Raw genomic sequence first — 18,045 nt, forward strand, 5'->3', positions numbered from 1 at the left:
AATGATTATTTTAGATGCACCAATTCAACAAGATAAAATTATTGCGTTACTTAATGCGTATGACCAAGATGGCGTGAGCTTTCAATTTGATCATAAAAAAGGCATTCAATTGCATTTTACGACGAACCAAAGCGACTTAGCAACAGCGGCTAAAGTCGCTAAAGCGGCGATCAAGGCAGAACCGTGGGGTGGGGTGCTTTACTTCCAAGCCCGAGTGGCCAAATGAAAAAGCGCGGGCTGTTAGTCATGAGCATTGGTTTCTTGATTGTCGCGCTGAGTCCAATTGGCGCCCAACGCACAACTAATTACAGCTTAGTGCTTGTTGGGATCAGCATAATCGGGTTAGGCTATTTTGAATTCCGCCATAACAAGCAGGTGGCCGCAAAGCGAGGGACACATGATGGAGATTAAGCAAACGTTGAAGTTGCCGCCGAATGCGTTGTACACGAAAATTATTGATTCAGTATTGTACGATATTCAGCAGCAAACCGGTAAAAAATTGAATCCCAATCAACTGACTAATTTCAGTTATCGCAAAGGTTTTGGTGGCCAGAGTAGTGGCCGCGTGACGATCACCGCCAACCGGCCAGGGGAGTGCTATCATTATCGGACGGAAACTAACCGCAATCAGTACTTAGTCGGTTACGATATCCAAACAGTAGCTGCTGGCCAGCAAAGTTTACTGACCTATAGTGAGAAAGTTGTTGCCAACCGGGATGGTCAACAGCTCAATAATTGGTTGAGTGTCGCGATACTTGGTTTTAACCGGCGGCGGCATTTTAAGAAGATGTTGCGGGCAATGGAAGCCGAATATCAGGTCGCAAACTAAGAAGTTAAGCGCGCTTGATGTCGCGCTTGAAAATAAATAAAAAGCGTTGCACCGCCATTTATAGGGGGTACAACGCTTTTTATAATTAAATCTAACGTACGGGACAAGCGCCACTTTCGCAGTCGGTTTGATCCACTAATACGAGATCTTTTTGTTCTTGATAATTTTGTTGGGCAAATGTTGCTTCAACGTTACCGCTGATTTCAGCACAGCGCGCTTCGTAAGTTGCTTGGTCAATTGGTTCTTTTGGTGCTTGTTTCAATTCGCCACCGCTATAAGGCAACATTGAGGTTGACTTGGTGATGTGACGGTATTGTTTCAACAAGCCAGCTAATTGATCAGCTTCTTCTGGTTGGAACGTGGCCGTACAGCTAACCGCGTTATCAGACCAGTAAGTCTGCAAGAAGGCCTGCGTTGCAAATTGTTCAGCGACAGAAACGCTGCCGGCAGAAGCAAAGTTATCATTGTCAGCGTTAGCGGCCTTGACTGGGAACTCAACGCACATGGTGTTATCCGTGTACAAATCAGGTTCAATGCGGTAACCGCAAGCTTTCAAGGCTGGTAACAAGGGATCACTATCTTGGAAACGAATCCGCTGAATCAAGTAGCCAGCATAATGGAAATGCATCCCTTCAGAAACACCGGCTAATTTAGCGACAGTGCCTGATGGTTTAACGGTGGTGTGTTTCAATGATGGTTGGCAACCAAGCGCGTCAGAATAGTCCTGATCAGCTTGAGTGATGGCTTTGTACAAACCGTCAAAGCGTTGCACTGCTTTTTGATCATAAACTGGCTTTTGAATGGTTTCGTCAGTTTCTGGATCAAGCGCTGGTGTAAAGCCAGTAACGACACGTTGGCCAAATTCGTCTAAAATCCAATCTTGAACGCCAGACATAGAAATGCCGATCCGGCGGTTTTTGGCGATCATTTTACGAGAAACTTCCCAGTCGTAATGGCTGAATGTGATCCGTTTCGTGTAGCGCGTACCTAAGGCAAAAGCGTCCTTTAGATCCCAGCCTTGTTCTTCAGCAACTGAAGGGAAGACTTCAAATAAGTTACAAGGTTCACCGTTGCTTAAGGAAATTTCGCCACAAGGGTTAGTGCCTTCAACGCTGCCGTCAATGCCTTCTTGGCGGCCATCAGCGATACGACCATAGTTTTGTGATAATTCCAAGTTCACGATGCCAGGTTCGCCGTTGTGCAAAATGGAATCGGCAACAGGACCGTAATCAGTGAAGTTGGAATCAACAGCAATACTGTTATTTGAAGCCCAACGATGATGGTAGAGCTTCTTTTGGTCTTGCTTCATGGTGATAAATGCGTCGTCTTCAGCGCCACCTAAAGCTAGTTCAGCTGAGCGGCGAACGTTACCCGCAACGACGGCCTTACCGATCATGTTACCAAGGTCAGTGCATTCAACGCCAGTTAATTGCCGGCCAGCAGCTTCGTTTAAAACGTCGTTGCTGTCGAGTAGCATGCTGATCAAAGGCATTGGGCCAGAAGCAGTGCCACCGAAACCGTGGATCCGCGCGTTTTTAGGCCGAATCTGCGTCATATCCAAGACGACTTCTTTGACCTGATTAGGGTTGGTTGCTGTAAAATGCGCATCGATCATGTGTGCGTTGGCTAAAACCCAGCCTTCGCGCGTATCTGGTAATTCGTAATACAAAACGTCAGCGGGATCGTTTTCAGCTAACCATTGTTCGCGGTCAATTGCGCCGACAGCCAGCGAATCCGTATAAGATTCACTATCTTTACTGATAACGACGCTTAATTTGATTTTAGCGGCAACTGGAGGCAATTGGCTGATATTAGTTGGGACAACGGAAAAACCGACGCCGCCGCCTTTCATCAATTGGTCAAACATGAATGAGTAAGGCATGGAGACAGCTGGCTGTTTTGGATCCAAATAGTCAGGCACAATATGGCTGTCACCATAAGCTTGTGGGCGGATCGCAATGAACCAACAATTGTTCAAGGCATCGCCGTTACGCTTTTGGTAATCCGTGCCGGAGATCCACAAATTACGGCCAGATGGTGTCGCGCCTAAGCCGTAGATCAAGCGGTAAAGTTGTTGCGCCTCAGTGGTTAATTCTTCAAACAATTCAGGGGCAACGTCGCCGTTGTGTAGCCGTGGGTCAAGGTTGATATTGCCTTCGACGACACGCTTAACGGTTTCGAACCATTCTTCAGTCCGTTTTTGCTCAGGAATCCAGCGGGCGTATGTACGTTTGTAGGTTACCCAGCCTAATTTACCCCAGTGTGGTTGAACTTCTTGTTTTGTTTTTTCTATAAAGTCATTGGTCAAGCCGATTTTTATTGGTGTTGATGTCATTTGCATAGATGTAGTGCCTCCGTTCGTTTCAATACATTATATGGTAGCACATTTCAAAGCGATATACTATATCTAGTAATGAATGAAAAGAAAAAGAAAACGTGTGTGGCATGTGGTTAAGCGCTTTAAATTTTTTTATTCGTAACTGACTATCGAAATATGCCGTCGAGTCAGTTAGCTTGCCACGACCCGCTGATTTTCGTTATACTAGTACGGATTGTTTTTTTCAAAGCAATAAAAATAAAAGGGGTGTGGTCAACTTGACAACAAAAGCAAAACGGGCGATTTTCATTTTGATATTTAGTGAGTTTTTGGTGTGTTTAGGTATCGGCTTGGTGATCCCAGTCATGCCCTTTATCAAAAATGAACTGCATTTAAGCGCAACGGATATGGGCATCATGAGCGCGCTGTTTGCCTTTGCCCAATTTGTCGCCTCACCGCTGGTTGGCCGCTTGTCCGACCGTGTCGGCCGCAAGCCTGTGCTGGCTGTAGGCCTGTTCTTATTTATGGTGTCGGAGATCTTATTTGCGTTGACCAACCAATTGTACATGTTCAATATTTCGCGGCTCGTCGGCGGTTTGTCCGCGGCAATGGTCACCCCAACAGCGATGGCGATGGCCGCCGACATCACCACACGTAGCCAGCGCGCCAAGGTCATTGGCTGGCTGTCAGCGGCTTTTAGCGGCGGCTTGATCCTCGGCCCCGGACTAGGCGGCATTATGGCTAACATCGACTACAAAGCGCCATTTTGGAGCGCCGCGATCCTCGGCCTGCTGAGCACGATCGCGCTACTAGTCATGCTGCCACCAGAGGACGAACTAGTCGCGGATGACGTCGTGGCGGCCAAAGGAAAATCACCAGCTGGCGGCAATATGAAAGACTTTTTGACTAAGTCGGTGATCCTACTTTTTGTGATGATCTTAGTCTCATCGTTTGGCCTCCAAGGTTTTGAAAGTATTTACAGCATCTACGTCAACGAAGTTTTCCACTTCACACTGGGCAATATTGCGCTGGTACTGACGCTAAACGGGCTGATTTCGTTGTTCATGCAGGTGGCGTTATTTGACCGCTTGGTGGTGGCCTTTAACGAAACGCGGGTGATTCGTTTCTGCTTCTTCTTCAGCTTTGTCGGCACAGTGTGGATCATTCTTGCCCATAGCAAATGGGAAGTTATTGTTGCTACGCTGATCGTTTTCACTGCCTTTGACTTGTTGCGGCCGGCGATCACCACGCTGCTGACCAAAGCAAGCACCGGCAACCAAGGCCTGATCAACGGCTTAAACATGTCGCTGACTAGTGTTGGTAATGTTATTGGACCAATCATGTCCGGCACACTGCTGGATATGAATCATCATTATCCCTATTTGGTGGTCGCTGGCTTCTTGTTTGTTTCCTTCGGCTTCACTTATTTGATTCGGATGAACAAAAGTGGCAGCGTAAAAGCAAGTTAAGCCTGACCGGTGAGTTCAATTTAGAAGTGCACGCTTGATTTCACGCCAGTTTGATGCTATTTAAAGAGTGAAAAAGCGGCTTCTGGATTGTTAAGTTAGACGTAAACTAATGAATTTCGCGCAAACAAAGAAGGTGTGGCAATTTGCCGCACCTTCTTTGTTTACTGAAACAACTAGTCGTTCATCACGTGTTTGATGTTGGCCAAGGTCACTTGGCTAGTATCACTGAAATTGATATCCGCTTCGTGCAATAAGTCGCAGTCGCCGATACCGATGGAGGTTTCGCCAGCGGCATTGATGCCGGTGATCCCAGCGACGGCGTCTTCTAGGCCGATACATTGAGTTGGCGCTAAGCCTAATAGTTGCGCGCCTTTAATGAAGATTTCTGGATCAGGCTTGCCGTTGGTCAGTGATGCAGGATCGACCGCCTTGGTGAAGTAATCACTGAGGCCGATTTTAGCCAGAATTGTAGGGGCGTTTTTCGACGCTGAGGCCAAGGCGATGCCGTAGCCGTTGTCCTTGAGTTCAGCTAGAAAATCGGCCATGCCCGGTAAAATGTCAGCGGCGGTCATATTTTGAATCAACTGAATGTAGTTGGTGTTTTTCTCCGTTGCTAAGGCTTCTTTTTCAGCTGGCGAGTAGTTATTTTCCAAACCGCCTTTTTTCAGGATCATTTCCAGTGCGTCCATTCGGCTGATACCTTTAACGGCGTCACCGAGGCCCGGGTAGTCAACACCGAGTTTGTCGGCCAGCTGACCCCAAGCTTGGGCGTGGAAGCGTGATGTGTCGGTTACGACACCATCGAGATCGAATACGAAACCTTTAATATCTGTAAATTTTACCATGCAATTTCCTCCATTCATGAGCGCATTTGTATAGTAGCTTTTTTGAAAAGATGTTCTGCGGACACCCGTTAGTTCGCTTTGCCGATCGCCGTTAATGGTTGGCCGTTGTAGTCCACTGTTAGCGGCTGGTTAGCGGTCAATAGGAGCTCGTGCTCAGCGACGCGGAACTTGGCTGACTTGTCGGCTGTGACCGTGATTGCTTGCTGGGTGATCTGGAAATGGTATTGCGTGCCGCGGAAATACTGGCGGAAGGCGATACTACGCCAATGTGCTGGCAAATGGGGCGCGATGTTGATCACGTCGGTTAATTCGTCGACCCCTGCGTAGTTGCGCGTTTCCAGCATTAGCGTGGCCGCCATAACGCCGAGATGAATCCCTTCGGCAGTCGTGCCGCCTTGGATATCGTAGTAATCTGACAGCAGCGCTTGGGAAAAGAGGTGCCACGATTGATCCATGTTGCCATCGACTAACGTCAAAACGGCGTACACGATCCGCGATAGCGTTGAGCCATGGGTCGTGCGATCCAAGTAGTATTCAATATTGCGGGTCAGGAACTCGCTAGGCAGATCGTAGCCCATTTGCTTGAGAATTTGGTTGACATGGGTGAAATCGAAGTTGTAAAAAGCCATCAATGCATCGGCTTGTTTGGCAACTTGGTAGGCGTCTGGTGTGCGACCTTCTGCCTTTAAAATGCGATCCATCCGTGAAATGTCGCCATACTTTTTGCGGTAATTTTCGAAGTTCAATGATGGTAACTTGAAGTAGCCTTCGAATTGGCCAATTACGCCGGCAGAATCAACATCTAAGGACAAATGGTGACCAATATCGGCCATTTTTTTGTACATGGCGTCATTAATATCAGTTTGTTCCAGTGCTTTAGTGAACGCTGCTTCGGGCACCACGTTGCCACGGAGGTAGGCGATCGTTTCAAATAACCAACTGACCATAATATTAGTGTAGGCGTTGTTAGTCAAGCCTTCCTCGTCGCTGTTAGGGTAGCCTTCGTGGAATTCATCGGGGCCCATGACTTTTTTGATGTCATAGCGCTTCGTTTGCTTGTTGTAAACGGCCTTGCTGATCCAGAAACGGGCGATATCCAGCAACATTTGGATGCCGTAGCTTTGCATAAATTCGCGGTCGTTGGCCAAATGGTAGTAAACCCACACGTTGTAGGCCACCGCCAAAGAGACGTGGCGTTGCAGGCGGCTGTTGTCGGGGTCCCATTGCTGGGTCAGTGGATTGAGATGCACAAATTGGGATTGTTCATCGCCGTCTTGGCCTGACTGCCACGGGAACATGGCGCCTTGATAGCCTTCACTGGCGGCGTATTTTTTAGCGGCGTCTAAGCGGTGATAGCGGTACATCAACAGCTGGCGCGCTAACTTCGGATAGTGCAAGGTGTAGAAGGGAATGACAAACATTTCGTCCCAGAACACGTGGCCACGATAAGCTTCACCATGCAAGCCGCGGGCACCAACGGAGGCATCTAAATGCTGGTTGGCATTTTCCGTAGCGGATACGAACGAATGAAAAATGTTGACCCGGGTCAGTTTTTGGCTGGTGAGGTCACCGTCGATTTGGATATCGGCATTGTGCCAGAGATCCTGCCAAAAATCGTTGCTGTGCTGTTCACTGGCATTAAATGACGCATCCCGCAATTCAGCCGTGGTTGCGGTCATTAAATCAGTTGTTGTTTCGAGGCTTGTGAATAAAGCCACATTCTTTTCAAAAGTATACGATTGATTTTGGGTCACGTCGAGGGACAGTTCTTGCGTAATGACGTCTGGCCGATTGTGCGTCGACATTTTTGTGGGGATATCGTTACAGTTGGTCAATTTACTACCAACCGCAAATTTGATTTTTGATGTTTTTGTTTGGCCGGCTAAGTAGGCTTCATCACCGCTGGTACTCATTTCCATCACGTCAAGGTGGCGCGAATTGAAGTTACGGTAGCGTTCGACGTTGCTGTTGGTGACGCTGCCGTCGATCGCGGCATAAATTTGGAGGCTGCCGGAAAAATTCAGTGGCGTTAACTGGTAGCGAATAGCGTATTGGTGCCAATTGTGCATGTCGGCGACTTTGGTGGTGACGACGCGCAGGGCATGGCCTGTTGCCAGCTGAACCATCATCGTGGTGCGCAGTTCGCCGGTTTGTAGGTCAAGGCTACGATAAATATCTTGAATGTTTTCAGATTTGATTGTAAATGGGCTCTGGTGATCGACGCCGAAGGTTAAGTATTGGCCGTTGGGAACGTTGACCAAGTCTTCGTTGACCACATCGCGGTCGTTGATTTTAGTGGTTAATTGATTATAGAAGCCTGCGATATAGGTGCCGGGATAATTGTCTTCGTCGGCGGTGGCTTCAACGTAGCTACCACGCAAGCCGAAAAAGCCATTGCCCAGCGTTAACATCGATTCTTGGCCATAGTTGCGCTTGCCGGTGTATTCGCCATAGTAATCTAGATGCCACTGATTGTAGGCTTGTTTACGCGCGGCTGCCTTGGCCAACCCTAGTGTTTGCACCACTTGGCGGCTGACGGCAGGGACGTTTAGCATGTTGGTCAGCGCTAAGCCAATATCGATGCGCTGATGGTTGATGCCGACGATCGTGTCGGAGAATTCGTAGGCCAATGGATTTTCGATCACCGCGACGTCAAATGTGATCCCGACTAGTCGCTCGCGAATTTTCTCCAAGTTATCACCGATGCTTTGTTGCGGATCATAAGCAATCACGCTTTGTTGGTGCTGGTGATTGGCCCGCTCATAAGCCAGCACGATTGCATCATCAGTGACGCGTAATGAAATAACTTTCACAATATCCACTGCCTTTCTAAAATAATCGTATCAATAGAAGAAAAAATAAGCTGAACAAAAAGGTGCTCGCTGGCGGCACATTAATAAGTTTCAATGTGATGTAACGAACACCTGCTACTTATAATATTAGAACGCAAAAATTAATTTAGCAACTTTTAGGCTTTTTCTAGGGCGACCGTGTTGGGCATTTGTTGGCTCAAGGCGCAGTCGTGTTTTTGACAATAAATAGTCATGGGTTCACCGCTGAGTAGCGTGAACGTGGCTTCATTTTGATTGATGTCAATGCTGAGCTGGCGGCCGCGGTATTTGATCTTGAAGTTGAGCCGGAACCAGCCAGCCGGTAAGCAAGGGTCAAAGGTTAACCCTTCCGTGCCGTAATGCATGCCCGCGAAGCCGTAAACCAGTGATAGCCAGCTGCCGCCCATGTTAGCGGCGTGGATACCGTCTTCGGAGTTACCTTGCAAGTCGGTTAGATCAGTCAGCGCCGTATCCATAAAATAGGCGTGGGCTTTGGCTGAATCGTGCTTACGGTTAGCCAAAATACTGAAAATTGCCCGCGACAACGAGGAATCATGGGTGGTGATGCCTTCATAATAGTCGTAGTCACGGCGTAATTGGTCAATATCTTGATCTAGTGGGAACAAGAAGTCGCTCATTAACGTGTCGGCTTGCTTGTTGACCTGATAACGGTAGAGAACCAAGGGATGATAATGCAGCAACAACGGAAAATTAGTTGCCGGTTCGTTTTTGAGATCGAAGCGGGGCCGATTTAGCGCGTTGTCGTCCTGCAGCTTAATTTTATTTTTCTTATCATAAGGGAGATACATTTTATCAGCAGCGGCTTTAAAGGCGGCGAGCTCGTCGGCGGTCACCGCAAGCTCGGCCAATTTGTTCGGCGCAAGTTTACGTAACTCCGCGGCGTACTTAACGGCTAAGCGTAAATTGTGCTGCGCCATGCGGTTGGTGTAGTAATTATTGTCGATCAGCGCTGTGTATTCATCAGGGCCGGTAACGCGGTTGATGACGAAATGGCCAGCTTGTGCGCCGTGCTCGGCGTAATTACCGTAAGCCAGCCAAAAGCGCGCTGTTTCTAAAATGAGTTCGAAGCCAGCCTTGATCAAAAAGTCAGTATCGGCGGTGGCTTGGATATATTGGTCGGTGGCGTAGGCAATATCCGCGTCGATATGGATCTGCGCTGTGCCGGCGGGGAAATAAGCGCTGGCTTCTTGCCCGTTGATCGTTCGCCAAGGGAAAAGCACGCCTGACTTGACCGCCATTTCGCGAGCGCGCTGACCAGCTTCATTTAAGGTTTCATAACGGAAACCAAGCAAGGCTTTGGCGATTTGCGGCTGCGTATAAATGAAGAACGGTAACATGTACATTTCCGTGTCCCAGAAATAATGACCTTCATAACCGCTGCCAGTGAGGCCTTTTGCCGGGATGTCGGTAAGGTGGTCACGGCCGGCTGCTTGGTAGAGATGAAATAGATTGAAGCGAATGCCTTTTTGTAAAACAGGGTCGCCTTCAATGATAACATCGCTATCTTGCCAAAAATCGTGTGCCCGCGCGGCGGATGCGGCAAAAAGATCAGCAAAAGTTTGATTTTTCAAGTGCGCTAGTGATTTTTCAATGTAGTTGGCTTGATTTAGTTTGAAGGACATTAGATTGTGGATCTCGCCTAAGGAATAGCCAAAGGTAAACTGGGCGCTGCGATCAGGCGTGAGTTCAAGCTTGATCGTGTAGTTAGGCACCTCGGCATGGGCGTTGAGCTGAACGCGCGGATCGCTGCCCAAGTATTGCATGGTCATCAGTAGACTCAGCTGGCTTTTTTGTGTGCTGAATTGCATCGTTGGCGCTGCTGCAGGGAGATACGTTTGTTGCAACACGTTATCGCGCTGGGCCCGGCGCACATCGTTGTTGTCCCGCGGAATCTGCTGGTTAACGTAGGCGTGTTGCTTGATGATCGTTAATGGGCCGCTGAAGTTTAACGCGCGCACATCGTAAAGAATAACGTAGACATGGCGCTCAGCCTGTGAGGCAAAGGATTCCATGGTCAGCGTGAATTGTTTATCCGTTGGGGTGGTGACGTGGAAGGTTTCCAGTAATAAGCCAGTGGACATATCCCACGTTTTGTCGGTCATTTCAACTTGATAGGGTGTTTCGTCGGAACGAACGCCGTCAACACTGAAAATCAGATAGCGCGGATCAGGGAGCTCGCAGATCGTCTGGTTACTGTCAGCGTAGCCGAAGTACGCTTCGCCGTAGTGAATCGGGCTGAGATCATAGAAGCCATTAACAAAAAGCCCAGGATTGCCGGGGTAGGCGGGTGAATTGCCCTGCAGCGGGTTACTGGCGCGAACGCCAAGGTGGCCATTACCCTGCGCATAAATCGTTTCAACAAAGCTTTGTTTTCTGCTTTTAAGTTGTTGTAAATGAATCTGATATTGTTCATGAACCGACATAAAATTCCTCCTAACTTGTTGGTTTAATTCTAACACGGTCAGGTGGAACAAGCGTCTAATTTACTTAGGGTGCGGCAGGTGAAAGGGGTGGTGGGCAAAGCTAGCGGCGAAAAAGGTGGCACTGAGTTGGGTGAACGCAGCTGGCGTTAATGGGGCTGCTGAATAAAGATAAGCGCGTTTTCTAGCGCGCTTGAAAATCGGCGTTAAGCCTGGCTGTGCAGCGTTTTGCACTAACAACTGTGGCTTGGTGGTGGCCTGCGCCCATTTTTGGCTGGCGAGGAAATTAGTAGCGGCGCTGGCGGCACTAATTAAATGGGAGCGGCGCAGTAACTCGAGGGCGACGCTGCCACCAAAGCCGTCACCGCAGACGCCGATGTGCTGCGGCTGAATGTGTGCTTGTAAGTGGGCGCTGTTGACTTGCTGCGGCGCGAGCAGGCGTTCAATGACGAGCAGACTTTGTTTCACGGCTTGCTTGTTGGCGGCGACCAGTTGGGGTTGGCCGGCTAGCCAATGGGAGTAGTCGGTGGGCGTGGGGGCAGTGTGCGCAGGTAATTGCAATTGGCAGACAATATTGCCGGCAGTGGCCAAGCTTGCGCCACAGCTAGCCGGCAAATTTAGCGTTAAGATCAAGGGAAATTGACCCACTGCGATCGGCGTTTTGGCACCTGCTTTTTGCGCTGGATAATAGGCGCGCCACGGGCAGTGAACCTGCTGATCAAGTTGGGGCAACGCGTAAAATGAATCCAAATAACCGACTAGCATAGGCGCCTTCCTTATTTTAATTAAATTTATAGCGGGTATATAATGTTGATAATCAAAGTGCTGCGGCACAAATTTTAACACGGGGGTGTCGTGGATGACGACAACTTATTTACGCCAAGCAAAGGCGGCTGATCTACCAGCCATTATGCAAATTATAGCGGAAGCAAAAGCCTATTTAAAGCAACAAAAAATTGATCAGTGGCAATCTGGTTATCCGGGCAAAAACGATATGGCAGCCGATGTGGCGGCAGGCCTAAATTACGTGATGCTCCGTGATGGCGAGCTTGTCGGGACAGCGTCGTTACATCAAGGGCGCGATGAAGATTATCAGGTGATCCAAGGTCGCTGGCGTGGTGCCTTGGAGCAAACGTACACCTCGATCCACCGCATGGGCGTAGCCGCCGGTTATCGCGGCCAGCATTTGTCGGAAAGTTTGATCACCAATTTGTTGACCTTATCGGTGCAATTAGGCTACACGGACGTACGGCGTCGATACGCATCCAGAAAATAAGGTCATGCAACATGTGCTCGCGCAATGCGGCTTTGACTATCGGGGCATCGTGCACTACGCCAGCATGCCGCAACAGCCGCTGTATGCCTATCAATTGCAATTAAACGATTAGAATGGGATCAAAAATAAAGCCTGAGCAGCGCCTTGTTGGGCTAAAATTAAGCTTGTATGAGAATTAGTTATGAGTTACATAAGAACCAGCACTTTTTGCTTGAAATTTATGGTGTAAATGATAATAATAGTCAAATGCAGAATTTCACGTCAATTTACCCTGTAAAATGACGGAGCGCACAAATTTTAGCACAGGGGGCGTCGCACATGACGACAACTTATTTACGCCAAGCAAAGGCGGCTGATCTACCAGCCATTATGCAAATTATAGCGGAAGCAAAAGCTTATTTAAAGCAACAAAAGGTGGACCAGTGGCAACATGGCTACCCAGAACAAAACGATATGGCAACGGACGTGGCGGCAGGCCTAAATTACGTTATGCTCCGTGATGGCGTGATCGTCGGCACAGCGTCATTGTTGCAAGGAATCGACGACAACTATAAGGTGATCGAACAAGGCAGCTGGCTTGGTGCCGCTGACCAAACGTACACCTCGATTCATCGGATCGCGGTGGCGGCAGGCTATCGCGGCCAACATTTATCTGAAACGTTGATCACGAACTTGTTAACTTTATCGGTGCAATTAGGCTACACGGATGTGCGGATCGATACGCATCCAGAAAACGTCGGCATGCAACACGTGATCAAGCAAAATGGCTTCGATTATCGCGGCATTATCTACATGCACGAACCTAAGGAACCGCGCTACGCTTACCAATTACAATTAAATGATTAAAACGCAAAACCAGTAGCTCAAGCGGCGCTGGTTTTTTTTGTCGCGCAGAACTTAATTTAAACGTAAGGACTATATGGTAGACTACACTGTATATTGTAAAACATGAAAATAAGAGATGATAAAATGGGCAAATTAAAACGCTGGTGGCCGCTGCTACTGATCTTGGTTGGCGGCTTGTTGGTGCTGGGCACCCGCTATGCCGCGCCGCTATATCGGCAGTCGATCATGCAAGTCACCGCAAGCCGTGTGACGGAAGCCACGAAAACCAGCGATGAATTCAAAAATAGTGATAAGCAGTACACGCAGTATTTAACCGGGCGGCTATTAAACGGTCAACGCCGCGGCCACACGGTGCACGTTAAAAATACGTACTCGGCGTCAGGCGCTATGGATGAAAAATATAGCGTGGGCGAGCAAGTTTTTATCAGCCACACGAGTAAAAATATTTTGATCAAAGGCTTGAAACGCGACACGGTTATGCTGGCGCTGTTGTGGTTAGCTGTCGTTTTGTTGGTGGTGATGCTGCACCGCGCTGGCTTGATGGCGTTATTGAGCGTGGCGCTGAATTTGGTGATTTTCTTCTTGGCGATCGAAATTGATCTCGCTCGCCGCAGTGACGGCTTTCTTTGGCTGTTCGGCGGATTAGCGCTGATTTTTGCTGCGTTGACGCTGTGGCTGATTCTTGGACCAACCAAGCAAATGCTGATCACTTTTGCCGCTACCGTCACCGGAACGGCGCTATCAATAGGATTAAGCGCGCTTGTTTTGGCGCTGACTCACCACAACGGCATCTATTACGAGACCATGGCCTACGTGACCCAAGTGGCACCACAACCGTTATTTCTCGCGGCGACCTTGCTAGGCTCGCTGGGGGCCGTGATGGACGAATCAACGGATATTGTCGCCACTTTGTTTGAGCTAAGGGACGACAAACCAACGATCAGCGCGCTTGAATTGTTTCAAGCGGGCCGCCAAGTTGGTACCGCCATTATGGGACCGCTGATCAACGTTTTGCTGCTGATTTTTATCGCCGAAACGATGCCGATCGCTTTACTACTACTGAAAAATGGGAACAGCTGGGGCTATACTTTCTCGATGACGATGTCTTTAGGCATGGCGCAAAGCTTGATCAGCGGCATTGGTATCGTCCTGGCCATTCCAGTGGTCAGCTTCTTGGCGAGTCGGTTATTGGTGACGAAAGCAGGTGTAAGTAAATGAGTACGATCATGGCGTTAAGTTTAGTGCTGTTGGCGGTGATGGTGCTGGTCGGTGGCCGCAAAGGGGCGCTGGCGTTTCTTAGTTTATGGTTGAATTTTGGTTGTCTTTTTTTGGCGATCGTGTTGGTCTCACTTAATTTTTCGCCAATTATGGTGGCGTTGATCTTAGGTATTTTGATGCTGGCGCTGATTATTTTTGTTGGCCAGGATGACTTAATGACCACGCAAACCGCCTTTTTCGCCGCCGTTTTAGTGCTATTGATTCTATTGGTGCTGATCGTGCCAGTGGAGCATTGGGCGGCGGTGCAAGGTTTCGGCATGGAAGACAGCGACGAGTTGGAAGGCTTGTCGCTACTAGTCGGCGTTAACTTTGTCAAAGTATCGATCGCCACCGCCGTGTTAAGTACGCTAGGGGCGATCGCCGAAGCGGCCATGGCAATTTCCGCGGGACTCAGTGAATTGATCCAGCAGCACCCCACAATCGAAACCCGGGCACTGTTCACCGCCGGCATGCACGTCGGCCAACAAATCATCGGCACCACCTTCAACACCTTATTCTTCGGCTTCTTCGGCGGCTTCCTCGGCCTGTTTATCTGGTTCGGTGACCTGAAATATTCATTTGGCGAACTACTAAATAACAAGGTGCTGGACGCGGAATTAATTTTGGTGCTATTTTCACTGATCAGCGTCATTTTAACAGTGCCAATGACGACATGGGTCATGACCAAGCGCCTGCAAATTTCGCGAAAAAAGACAGCCTGATATGATATTATGGAGAGTGTTTGAACAAGCAGAGTGTTTGAACAAGCGGGTAGATTTTGAGCATAGCCTAGCAAGACAATAAGCAGCACGAAGTGATGCGTTTGCCTTGCGTAGCTAAGCGCAGAAATCTGCTTGTTCAAACACGTTTCGGCTGGCATGCTCAAAACAAGCGCTTAGATTTTGAGCATAGCCTACTACTTCGCAATAGTGGATGATTTTCGTACCGAAAATCTTATATGCTACGGACGTTGACCATTCTTGTGGCAAAAAACTTGCCGCAAGAAACATGGCAGCAGGGCAATAAGACACACGAAGTGGGTCGTTTGACCTGCGTAGCTAGGCGCAGAAATCTGCTTGTTCAAACACGTTTCAGTTGGCATGCTCGAACATAAAGTAACCCGCAAGCAAGTCTAAAATAGAAGTACAAAAAAGCGCGGTGGCAAGGGCAATAAGCAGCACGAAGTGGGTCGTTTGCCTTGCGTAGCTATGTGGAAGTTTCTGCATGTTCAAACATATAATAATAGAAGTGAAAGAAAGTCACGCAACCGCGGCACAGGAGGGCGATACGATGACACGTTGGTTTTTAGGGATGGCATTATTGGTGGTAGTTGGTGGGCTTGGTGGCTGCGGTCAGGATAGTCTGCGTAAGGAGCGAGCGGCGCTGGCATCATCTTCAGCGCGCTTGGATAGTCGCGAAAGCGTGCTGGATGCGCGGGAGAGTTCGTTGGATCGTGTGCGCGCTAGTTCAGAATCGGAATCGGTGGCGGAGTCAGAATCCAAGGAAGAGGCCGAATCATCGTCGCAGGAAAAGGCTGATAGTCAGGCGGAATCAACTAGTGCGAAGCTAAAAAGCCAAGCAGACTCGACCAGCGCTGAATTAAGTCGGCAAGCTGAATCGGTTAGTTCCGCGGCGGAATCGGTTAGTCAAAACCAAATCAACTCGCCGGTGCAGGCGGTTGACTGGGTGATCCAGCAGCGCGGTGAGCAAGATAGTAAGGGTAAAATCACTTGGCAAGCTGGCGCGGCCGGCGACAAAGATGGGCAGCAGTATTTTGCCGTTCAAGGTAAGCGTGAGGACAATAAAGACGACGCAGCGCTAGACTTGCTCGTTGTTGGCACTGGCGAGATCGTTGCCCGTGATTCTGCGGCGGGCAAGGCGCTGACCGAATAAATGGGGTGACGAAATGGATCCAGTAATTTGGCTATCTGGCGGCGCTGCCTTAGTGATGTTAGCGGTATTTCTGCTTAGTTATTGGCGGGAACGGCGACGCTTGCTCAACGGTATCTGGCTCAATGGCTTCATTATTTGCGCGGGTGCGTGGTTGCTGATCGTGGCGGTGAGCAGCGGCCAAATGTGGCTACTGCTGCCGGTGCTGGCTTTAGGGGTGACGCTAATTCTCACCTTTGGGCTCGGGCTCTACGCTGTGATTATTTTCCTGTTGCATAATGCGCGGCAGGTGTGGCGGCGAGAAAGCCACTCATTAGCCAATTTGCTGGGGCTACTTTTAGCGTTGGCCCTGAGCGCGTACGTTGTTTGGCAGGGGTTGGTGCTGTGGGGCGTGATTCCGTCGCCGCTGGTGCTGTTGTTCAGCTTCATGCCGGCATTGTTGGTTTATGGCTTCTTGAATGCGTGGAATTATCTGACGATTTCGTTGGTGTATCAGCTGCAGCGGCCGCGTTATCGGCAGCAGGCGATCGTGGTGCTGGGCGCGGGCTTGATCGATGGGCAGCGCGTTTCTGGCTTGTTGGCGGGGCGGATCAAGCGTGGTGTCGACTTTTATCGTCAGCAGATCGCTAAAGGTGGCCCCGCGCCAGTATTGGTTTTTAGTGGCGGGCAGGGCAGCGATGAGCGCTTGCCTGAGGCGGTGGCGATGCAGCAGTACGCGGTTAGCGAACTCGGCGTGCCCGTCACGGATACCGCCGTGGAGTCGCAGTCCGTCAATACGTTAGAAAATATGCGCTTTTCAGCGCGCTTGATCGAGCAGCGTTTCGGCGCTGACTATCGGGCCATTTTCGTGTCCAACGGTTACCATATTTTTCGTGCTGGGTTAGTTGCGCGGCAGGCTGGTTTCAATGCTAATGGGATCGGCGCGCGGACGGCCGGTTATTTTCGGCCAACTGCTTGGTTGCGCGAGTTTGCGGCGATCATGGTGATGCACAAGCGGCTGCATTTAATTGTGGCTGGTATTTTTGTGGCCGTGGCGGTGGTCCAAGCTGTTGCGGCGGTTATTGGCTTGCTTTAAAGATGAGAGGATGAATTGATTTTGGCTGAACAGGGACGGTTTTATCAACCGCAGGACACGAAGGACGCCATGCGCTACGTTGAGAAGTTATTTAATCAGTATAAGGATGCGCCGTTGACCGACGAATTGCTGCGCTATAATCAGAAGTTGATGGTTTATTTGACGGGCAGTGTGGTCAATGAGGCGCAGCAAGAGGGGCACCCAGAGCGCGCTAAAACGGCCCAAGCCATGGCGGCGGCAATGGGTGAGTGGGTACGGACTAAGGCGTTAGGGCGGCCATTTACTGGTGAAATGCGCCATTTCAAAATTGTCGATCCGCGGCAGCATGTCCACGTTAAAAATCGGCATGCCAAGGGCCACAAGCGGCAGCCGACGATGCGTAAAATGATGCGTTAGCTGGGCTGGCGTTGGAGGGCGCTGCGCACGGTTTTGACGTCACGGACTGATGGCGAAAAGCCGGCGCGAATGTAGGCCAGCAGCATGTCGCGGGCACGTTCGTAGCTGGCGGCGTCGCTAAAGGGCACGTTCATGATGGTCAAGTGATCGAGGTCAGTGCGCAACAAAACGGTGTGTTGGAGTTCTAACTTAAGTAGGTCTTCTAAAATCTGCGTTGGCGCTTGTTCCAGCGTGGTCGCCAGCGCTTTTAATAAGTAGATGGGTAGCTGATCCAGCGGTCCGCGGCATAAGTTTTCAATCTTAGTCAGTTCCAGCTGGCCGCTACGTTCAATGTCCGTCAGGGAGATATGATTTTCCAGTAAGTAAGTGTGTATAATTGGATTCACTAAAAGCGACCTTCCTTCAATGTAGTCTTTTTTGGTCAATAAATGTGCACCTGAAAAGTGGGACTATAACCGTAATGTAATTGCTTACATTATGCCAAATTAATTCACGTCTGGCAACTGATAAATACTTTAATCTAATTATAATTTGCATTGATAATTTCTTTAGTTATTCTTAATCGTTTTCCGG

Annotated in this window: 17 protein-coding genes; 11 read left to right on the forward strand and 6 right to left on the reverse strand. The window is 49.3% G+C overall.

The annotated features are described in order from the left end of the window. Position 1: 1 nt before the first annotated feature. Genes EKM80_RS01295 through EKM80_RS01305 form a run of 3 tightly spaced genes read left to right on the forward strand, consistent with a single transcriptional unit; the run spans position 2 to position 829 of the window. On the forward strand, positions 2–226 hold the full coding sequence (locus tag EKM80_RS01295) for a hypothetical protein (RefSeq protein ID WP_125551292.1): 225 nt from the start codon (positions 2–4) through the stop codon (positions 224–226). After that, positions 223–411 (forward strand): hypothetical protein, encoded by a 189-nt coding sequence (locus tag EKM80_RS01300; protein WP_125551293.1) that lies wholly within the window; start codon positions 223–225, stop codon positions 409–411. The genes EKM80_RS01295 and EKM80_RS01300 overlap by 4 nt, the downstream gene beginning before the upstream one ends. Next, positions 398–829, forward strand: a complete 432-nt coding sequence (locus EKM80_RS01305) for a DUF3284 domain-containing protein (protein ID WP_125551294.1) — start codon at positions 398–400, stop codon at positions 827–829. Before EKM80_RS01300 ends, EKM80_RS01305 begins: the two co-directional genes overlap by 14 nt. A 91-nt stretch (positions 830–920) precedes the next feature. Here the strand turns inward: EKM80_RS01305 and nrdJ are convergent, their stop codons facing one another. Beyond that, a complete protein-coding gene (gene nrdJ, locus EKM80_RS01310; protein WP_125551296.1) occupies positions 921–3,170 on the reverse strand; it encodes a ribonucleoside-triphosphate reductase, adenosylcobalamin-dependent in 2,250 nt (749 codons plus the stop codon). Between the two features lie 254 nt (positions 3,171–3,424). Between nrdJ and EKM80_RS01315 the strand changes: the two genes are divergently transcribed. After that, the gene (locus tag EKM80_RS01315; protein ID WP_125551297.1) at positions 3,425–4,615 is read left to right on the forward strand and encodes an MFS transporter; all 1,191 of its coding nucleotides are present in this window, start codon (positions 3,425–3,427) and stop codon (positions 4,613–4,615) included. Between the two features lie 173 nt (positions 4,616–4,788). Here the strand turns inward: EKM80_RS01315 and pgmB are convergent, their stop codons facing one another. The 4 genes from pgmB to EKM80_RS01335 form a co-directional block, all read right to left on the reverse strand. Then, complete coding sequence (pgmB, locus tag EKM80_RS01320) at positions 4,789–5,460, reverse strand: beta-phosphoglucomutase (RefSeq protein ID WP_125551298.1); 672 nt, start codon at positions 5,458–5,460, stop codon at positions 4,789–4,791. A 68-nt stretch (positions 5,461–5,528) separates the two neighbouring features. After that, complete coding sequence (locus tag EKM80_RS01325; protein WP_125551300.1) at positions 5,529–8,273, reverse strand: glycoside hydrolase family 65 protein; 2,745 nt, start codon at positions 8,271–8,273, stop codon at positions 5,529–5,531. 155 nt (positions 8,274–8,428) lie between these two features. Further along, positions 8,429–10,735: a glycoside hydrolase family 65 protein gene (locus tag EKM80_RS01330; protein ID WP_125551301.1), complete on the reverse strand. Its 2,307-nt coding sequence runs from the start codon at positions 10,733–10,735 to the stop codon at positions 8,429–8,431. Positions 10,736–10,795: 60 nt separating this feature from the next. Next, complete coding sequence (locus EKM80_RS01335; protein ID WP_125551302.1) at positions 10,796–11,497, reverse strand: alpha/beta hydrolase; 702 nt, start codon at positions 11,495–11,497, stop codon at positions 10,796–10,798. 94 nt (positions 11,498–11,591) lie between these two features. Between EKM80_RS01335 and EKM80_RS01340 the strand changes: the two genes are divergently transcribed. The 7 genes from EKM80_RS01340 (at position 11,592) to EKM80_RS01370 (ending at position 17,472) form a co-directional block, all read left to right on the forward strand. Continuing rightward, the gene (locus EKM80_RS01340) at positions 11,592–12,008 is read left to right on the forward strand and encodes a GNAT family N-acetyltransferase (protein ID WP_318531427.1); all 417 of its coding nucleotides are present in this window, start codon (positions 11,592–11,594) and stop codon (positions 12,006–12,008) included. Positions 12,009–12,326: 318 nt separating this feature from the next. Next, positions 12,327–12,854, forward strand: coding sequence for a GNAT family N-acetyltransferase (locus EKM80_RS01345; protein ID WP_125551303.1), 528 nt, complete (start codon positions 12,327–12,329; stop codon positions 12,852–12,854). Positions 12,855–12,977: 123 nt separating this feature from the next. After that, the gene (locus EKM80_RS01350; RefSeq protein WP_125551305.1) at positions 12,978–14,072 is read left to right on the forward strand and encodes a YibE/F family protein; all 1,095 of its coding nucleotides are present in this window, start codon (positions 12,978–12,980) and stop codon (positions 14,070–14,072) included. After that, the gene (locus tag EKM80_RS01355) at positions 14,069–14,833 is read left to right on the forward strand and encodes a YibE/F family protein (protein ID WP_125551306.1); all 765 of its coding nucleotides are present in this window, start codon (positions 14,069–14,071) and stop codon (positions 14,831–14,833) included. The genes EKM80_RS01350 and EKM80_RS01355 overlap by 4 nt, the downstream gene beginning before the upstream one ends. A gap of 568 nt (positions 14,834–15,401) precedes the next feature. After that, positions 15,402–16,004, forward strand: a complete 603-nt coding sequence (locus EKM80_RS01360) for a hypothetical protein (RefSeq protein ID WP_125551308.1) — start codon at positions 15,402–15,404, stop codon at positions 16,002–16,004. A 13-nt stretch (positions 16,005–16,017) separates the two neighbouring features. Further along, positions 16,018–17,076, forward strand: a complete 1,059-nt coding sequence (locus tag EKM80_RS01365; protein WP_125551309.1) for a YdcF family protein — start codon at positions 16,018–16,020, stop codon at positions 17,074–17,076. 21 nt (positions 17,077–17,097) lie between these two features. Continuing rightward, positions 17,098–17,472, forward strand: a complete 375-nt coding sequence (locus EKM80_RS01370) for a hypothetical protein (RefSeq protein WP_125551311.1) — start codon at positions 17,098–17,100, stop codon at positions 17,470–17,472. On the opposite strand, the gene EKM80_RS01375 is transcribed toward EKM80_RS01370, so the two are convergent. After that, positions 17,469–17,858, reverse strand: a complete 390-nt coding sequence (locus tag EKM80_RS01375) for a hypothetical protein (RefSeq protein ID WP_125551313.1) — start codon at positions 17,856–17,858, stop codon at positions 17,469–17,471. The genes EKM80_RS01370 and EKM80_RS01375 overlap by 4 nt on opposite strands. Positions 17,859–18,045: the final 187 nt, after the last annotated feature.

The organism is Loigolactobacillus jiayinensis (assembly GCF_003946445.1).
Taxonomy (GTDB): domain Bacteria; phylum Bacillota; class Bacilli; order Lactobacillales; family Lactobacillaceae; genus Loigolactobacillus; species Loigolactobacillus jiayinensis.

Excerpts from the sequence above, each read along its gene's own strand:
- EKM80_RS01295 (WP_125551292.1), top strand. The coding sequence starts at position 2 with ATGATTATTTTAGATGCACCAATTCAACAAGATAAAATTATTGCGTTA.
- EKM80_RS01300 (WP_125551293.1), top strand. The coding sequence starts at position 223 with ATGAAAAAGCGCGGGCTGTTAGTCATGAGCATTGGTTTCTTGATTGTC.
- EKM80_RS01305 (WP_125551294.1), top strand. The coding sequence starts at position 398 with ATGATGGAGATTAAGCAAACGTTGAAGTTGCCGCCGAATGCGTTGTAC.
- nrdJ (WP_125551296.1), bottom strand. The coding sequence starts at position 3,170 with ATGCAAATGACATCAACACCAATAAAAATCGGCTTGACCAATGACTTT.
- pgmB (WP_125551298.1), bottom strand. The coding sequence starts at position 5,460 with ATGGTAAAATTTACAGATATTAAAGGTTTCGTATTCGATCTCGATGGT.
- EKM80_RS01330 (WP_125551301.1), bottom strand. The coding sequence starts at position 10,735 with ATGTCGGTTCATGAACAATATCAGATTCATTTACAACAACTTAAAAGC.
- EKM80_RS01335 (WP_125551302.1), bottom strand. The coding sequence starts at position 11,497 with ATGCTAGTCGGTTATTTGGATTCATTTTACGCGTTGCCCCAACTTGAT.
- EKM80_RS01340 (WP_318531427.1), top strand. The coding sequence starts at position 11,592 with ATGACGACAACTTATTTACGCCAAGCAAAGGCGGCTGATCTACCAGCC.
- EKM80_RS01345 (WP_125551303.1), top strand. The coding sequence starts at position 12,327 with ATGACGACAACTTATTTACGCCAAGCAAAGGCGGCTGATCTACCAGCC.
- EKM80_RS01350 (WP_125551305.1), top strand. The coding sequence starts at position 12,978 with ATGGGCAAATTAAAACGCTGGTGGCCGCTGCTACTGATCTTGGTTGGC.
- EKM80_RS01355 (WP_125551306.1), top strand. The coding sequence starts at position 14,069 with ATGAGTACGATCATGGCGTTAAGTTTAGTGCTGTTGGCGGTGATGGTG.
- EKM80_RS01360 (WP_125551308.1), top strand. The coding sequence starts at position 15,402 with ATGACACGTTGGTTTTTAGGGATGGCATTATTGGTGGTAGTTGGTGGG.
- EKM80_RS01365 (WP_125551309.1), top strand. The coding sequence starts at position 16,018 with ATGGATCCAGTAATTTGGCTATCTGGCGGCGCTGCCTTAGTGATGTTA.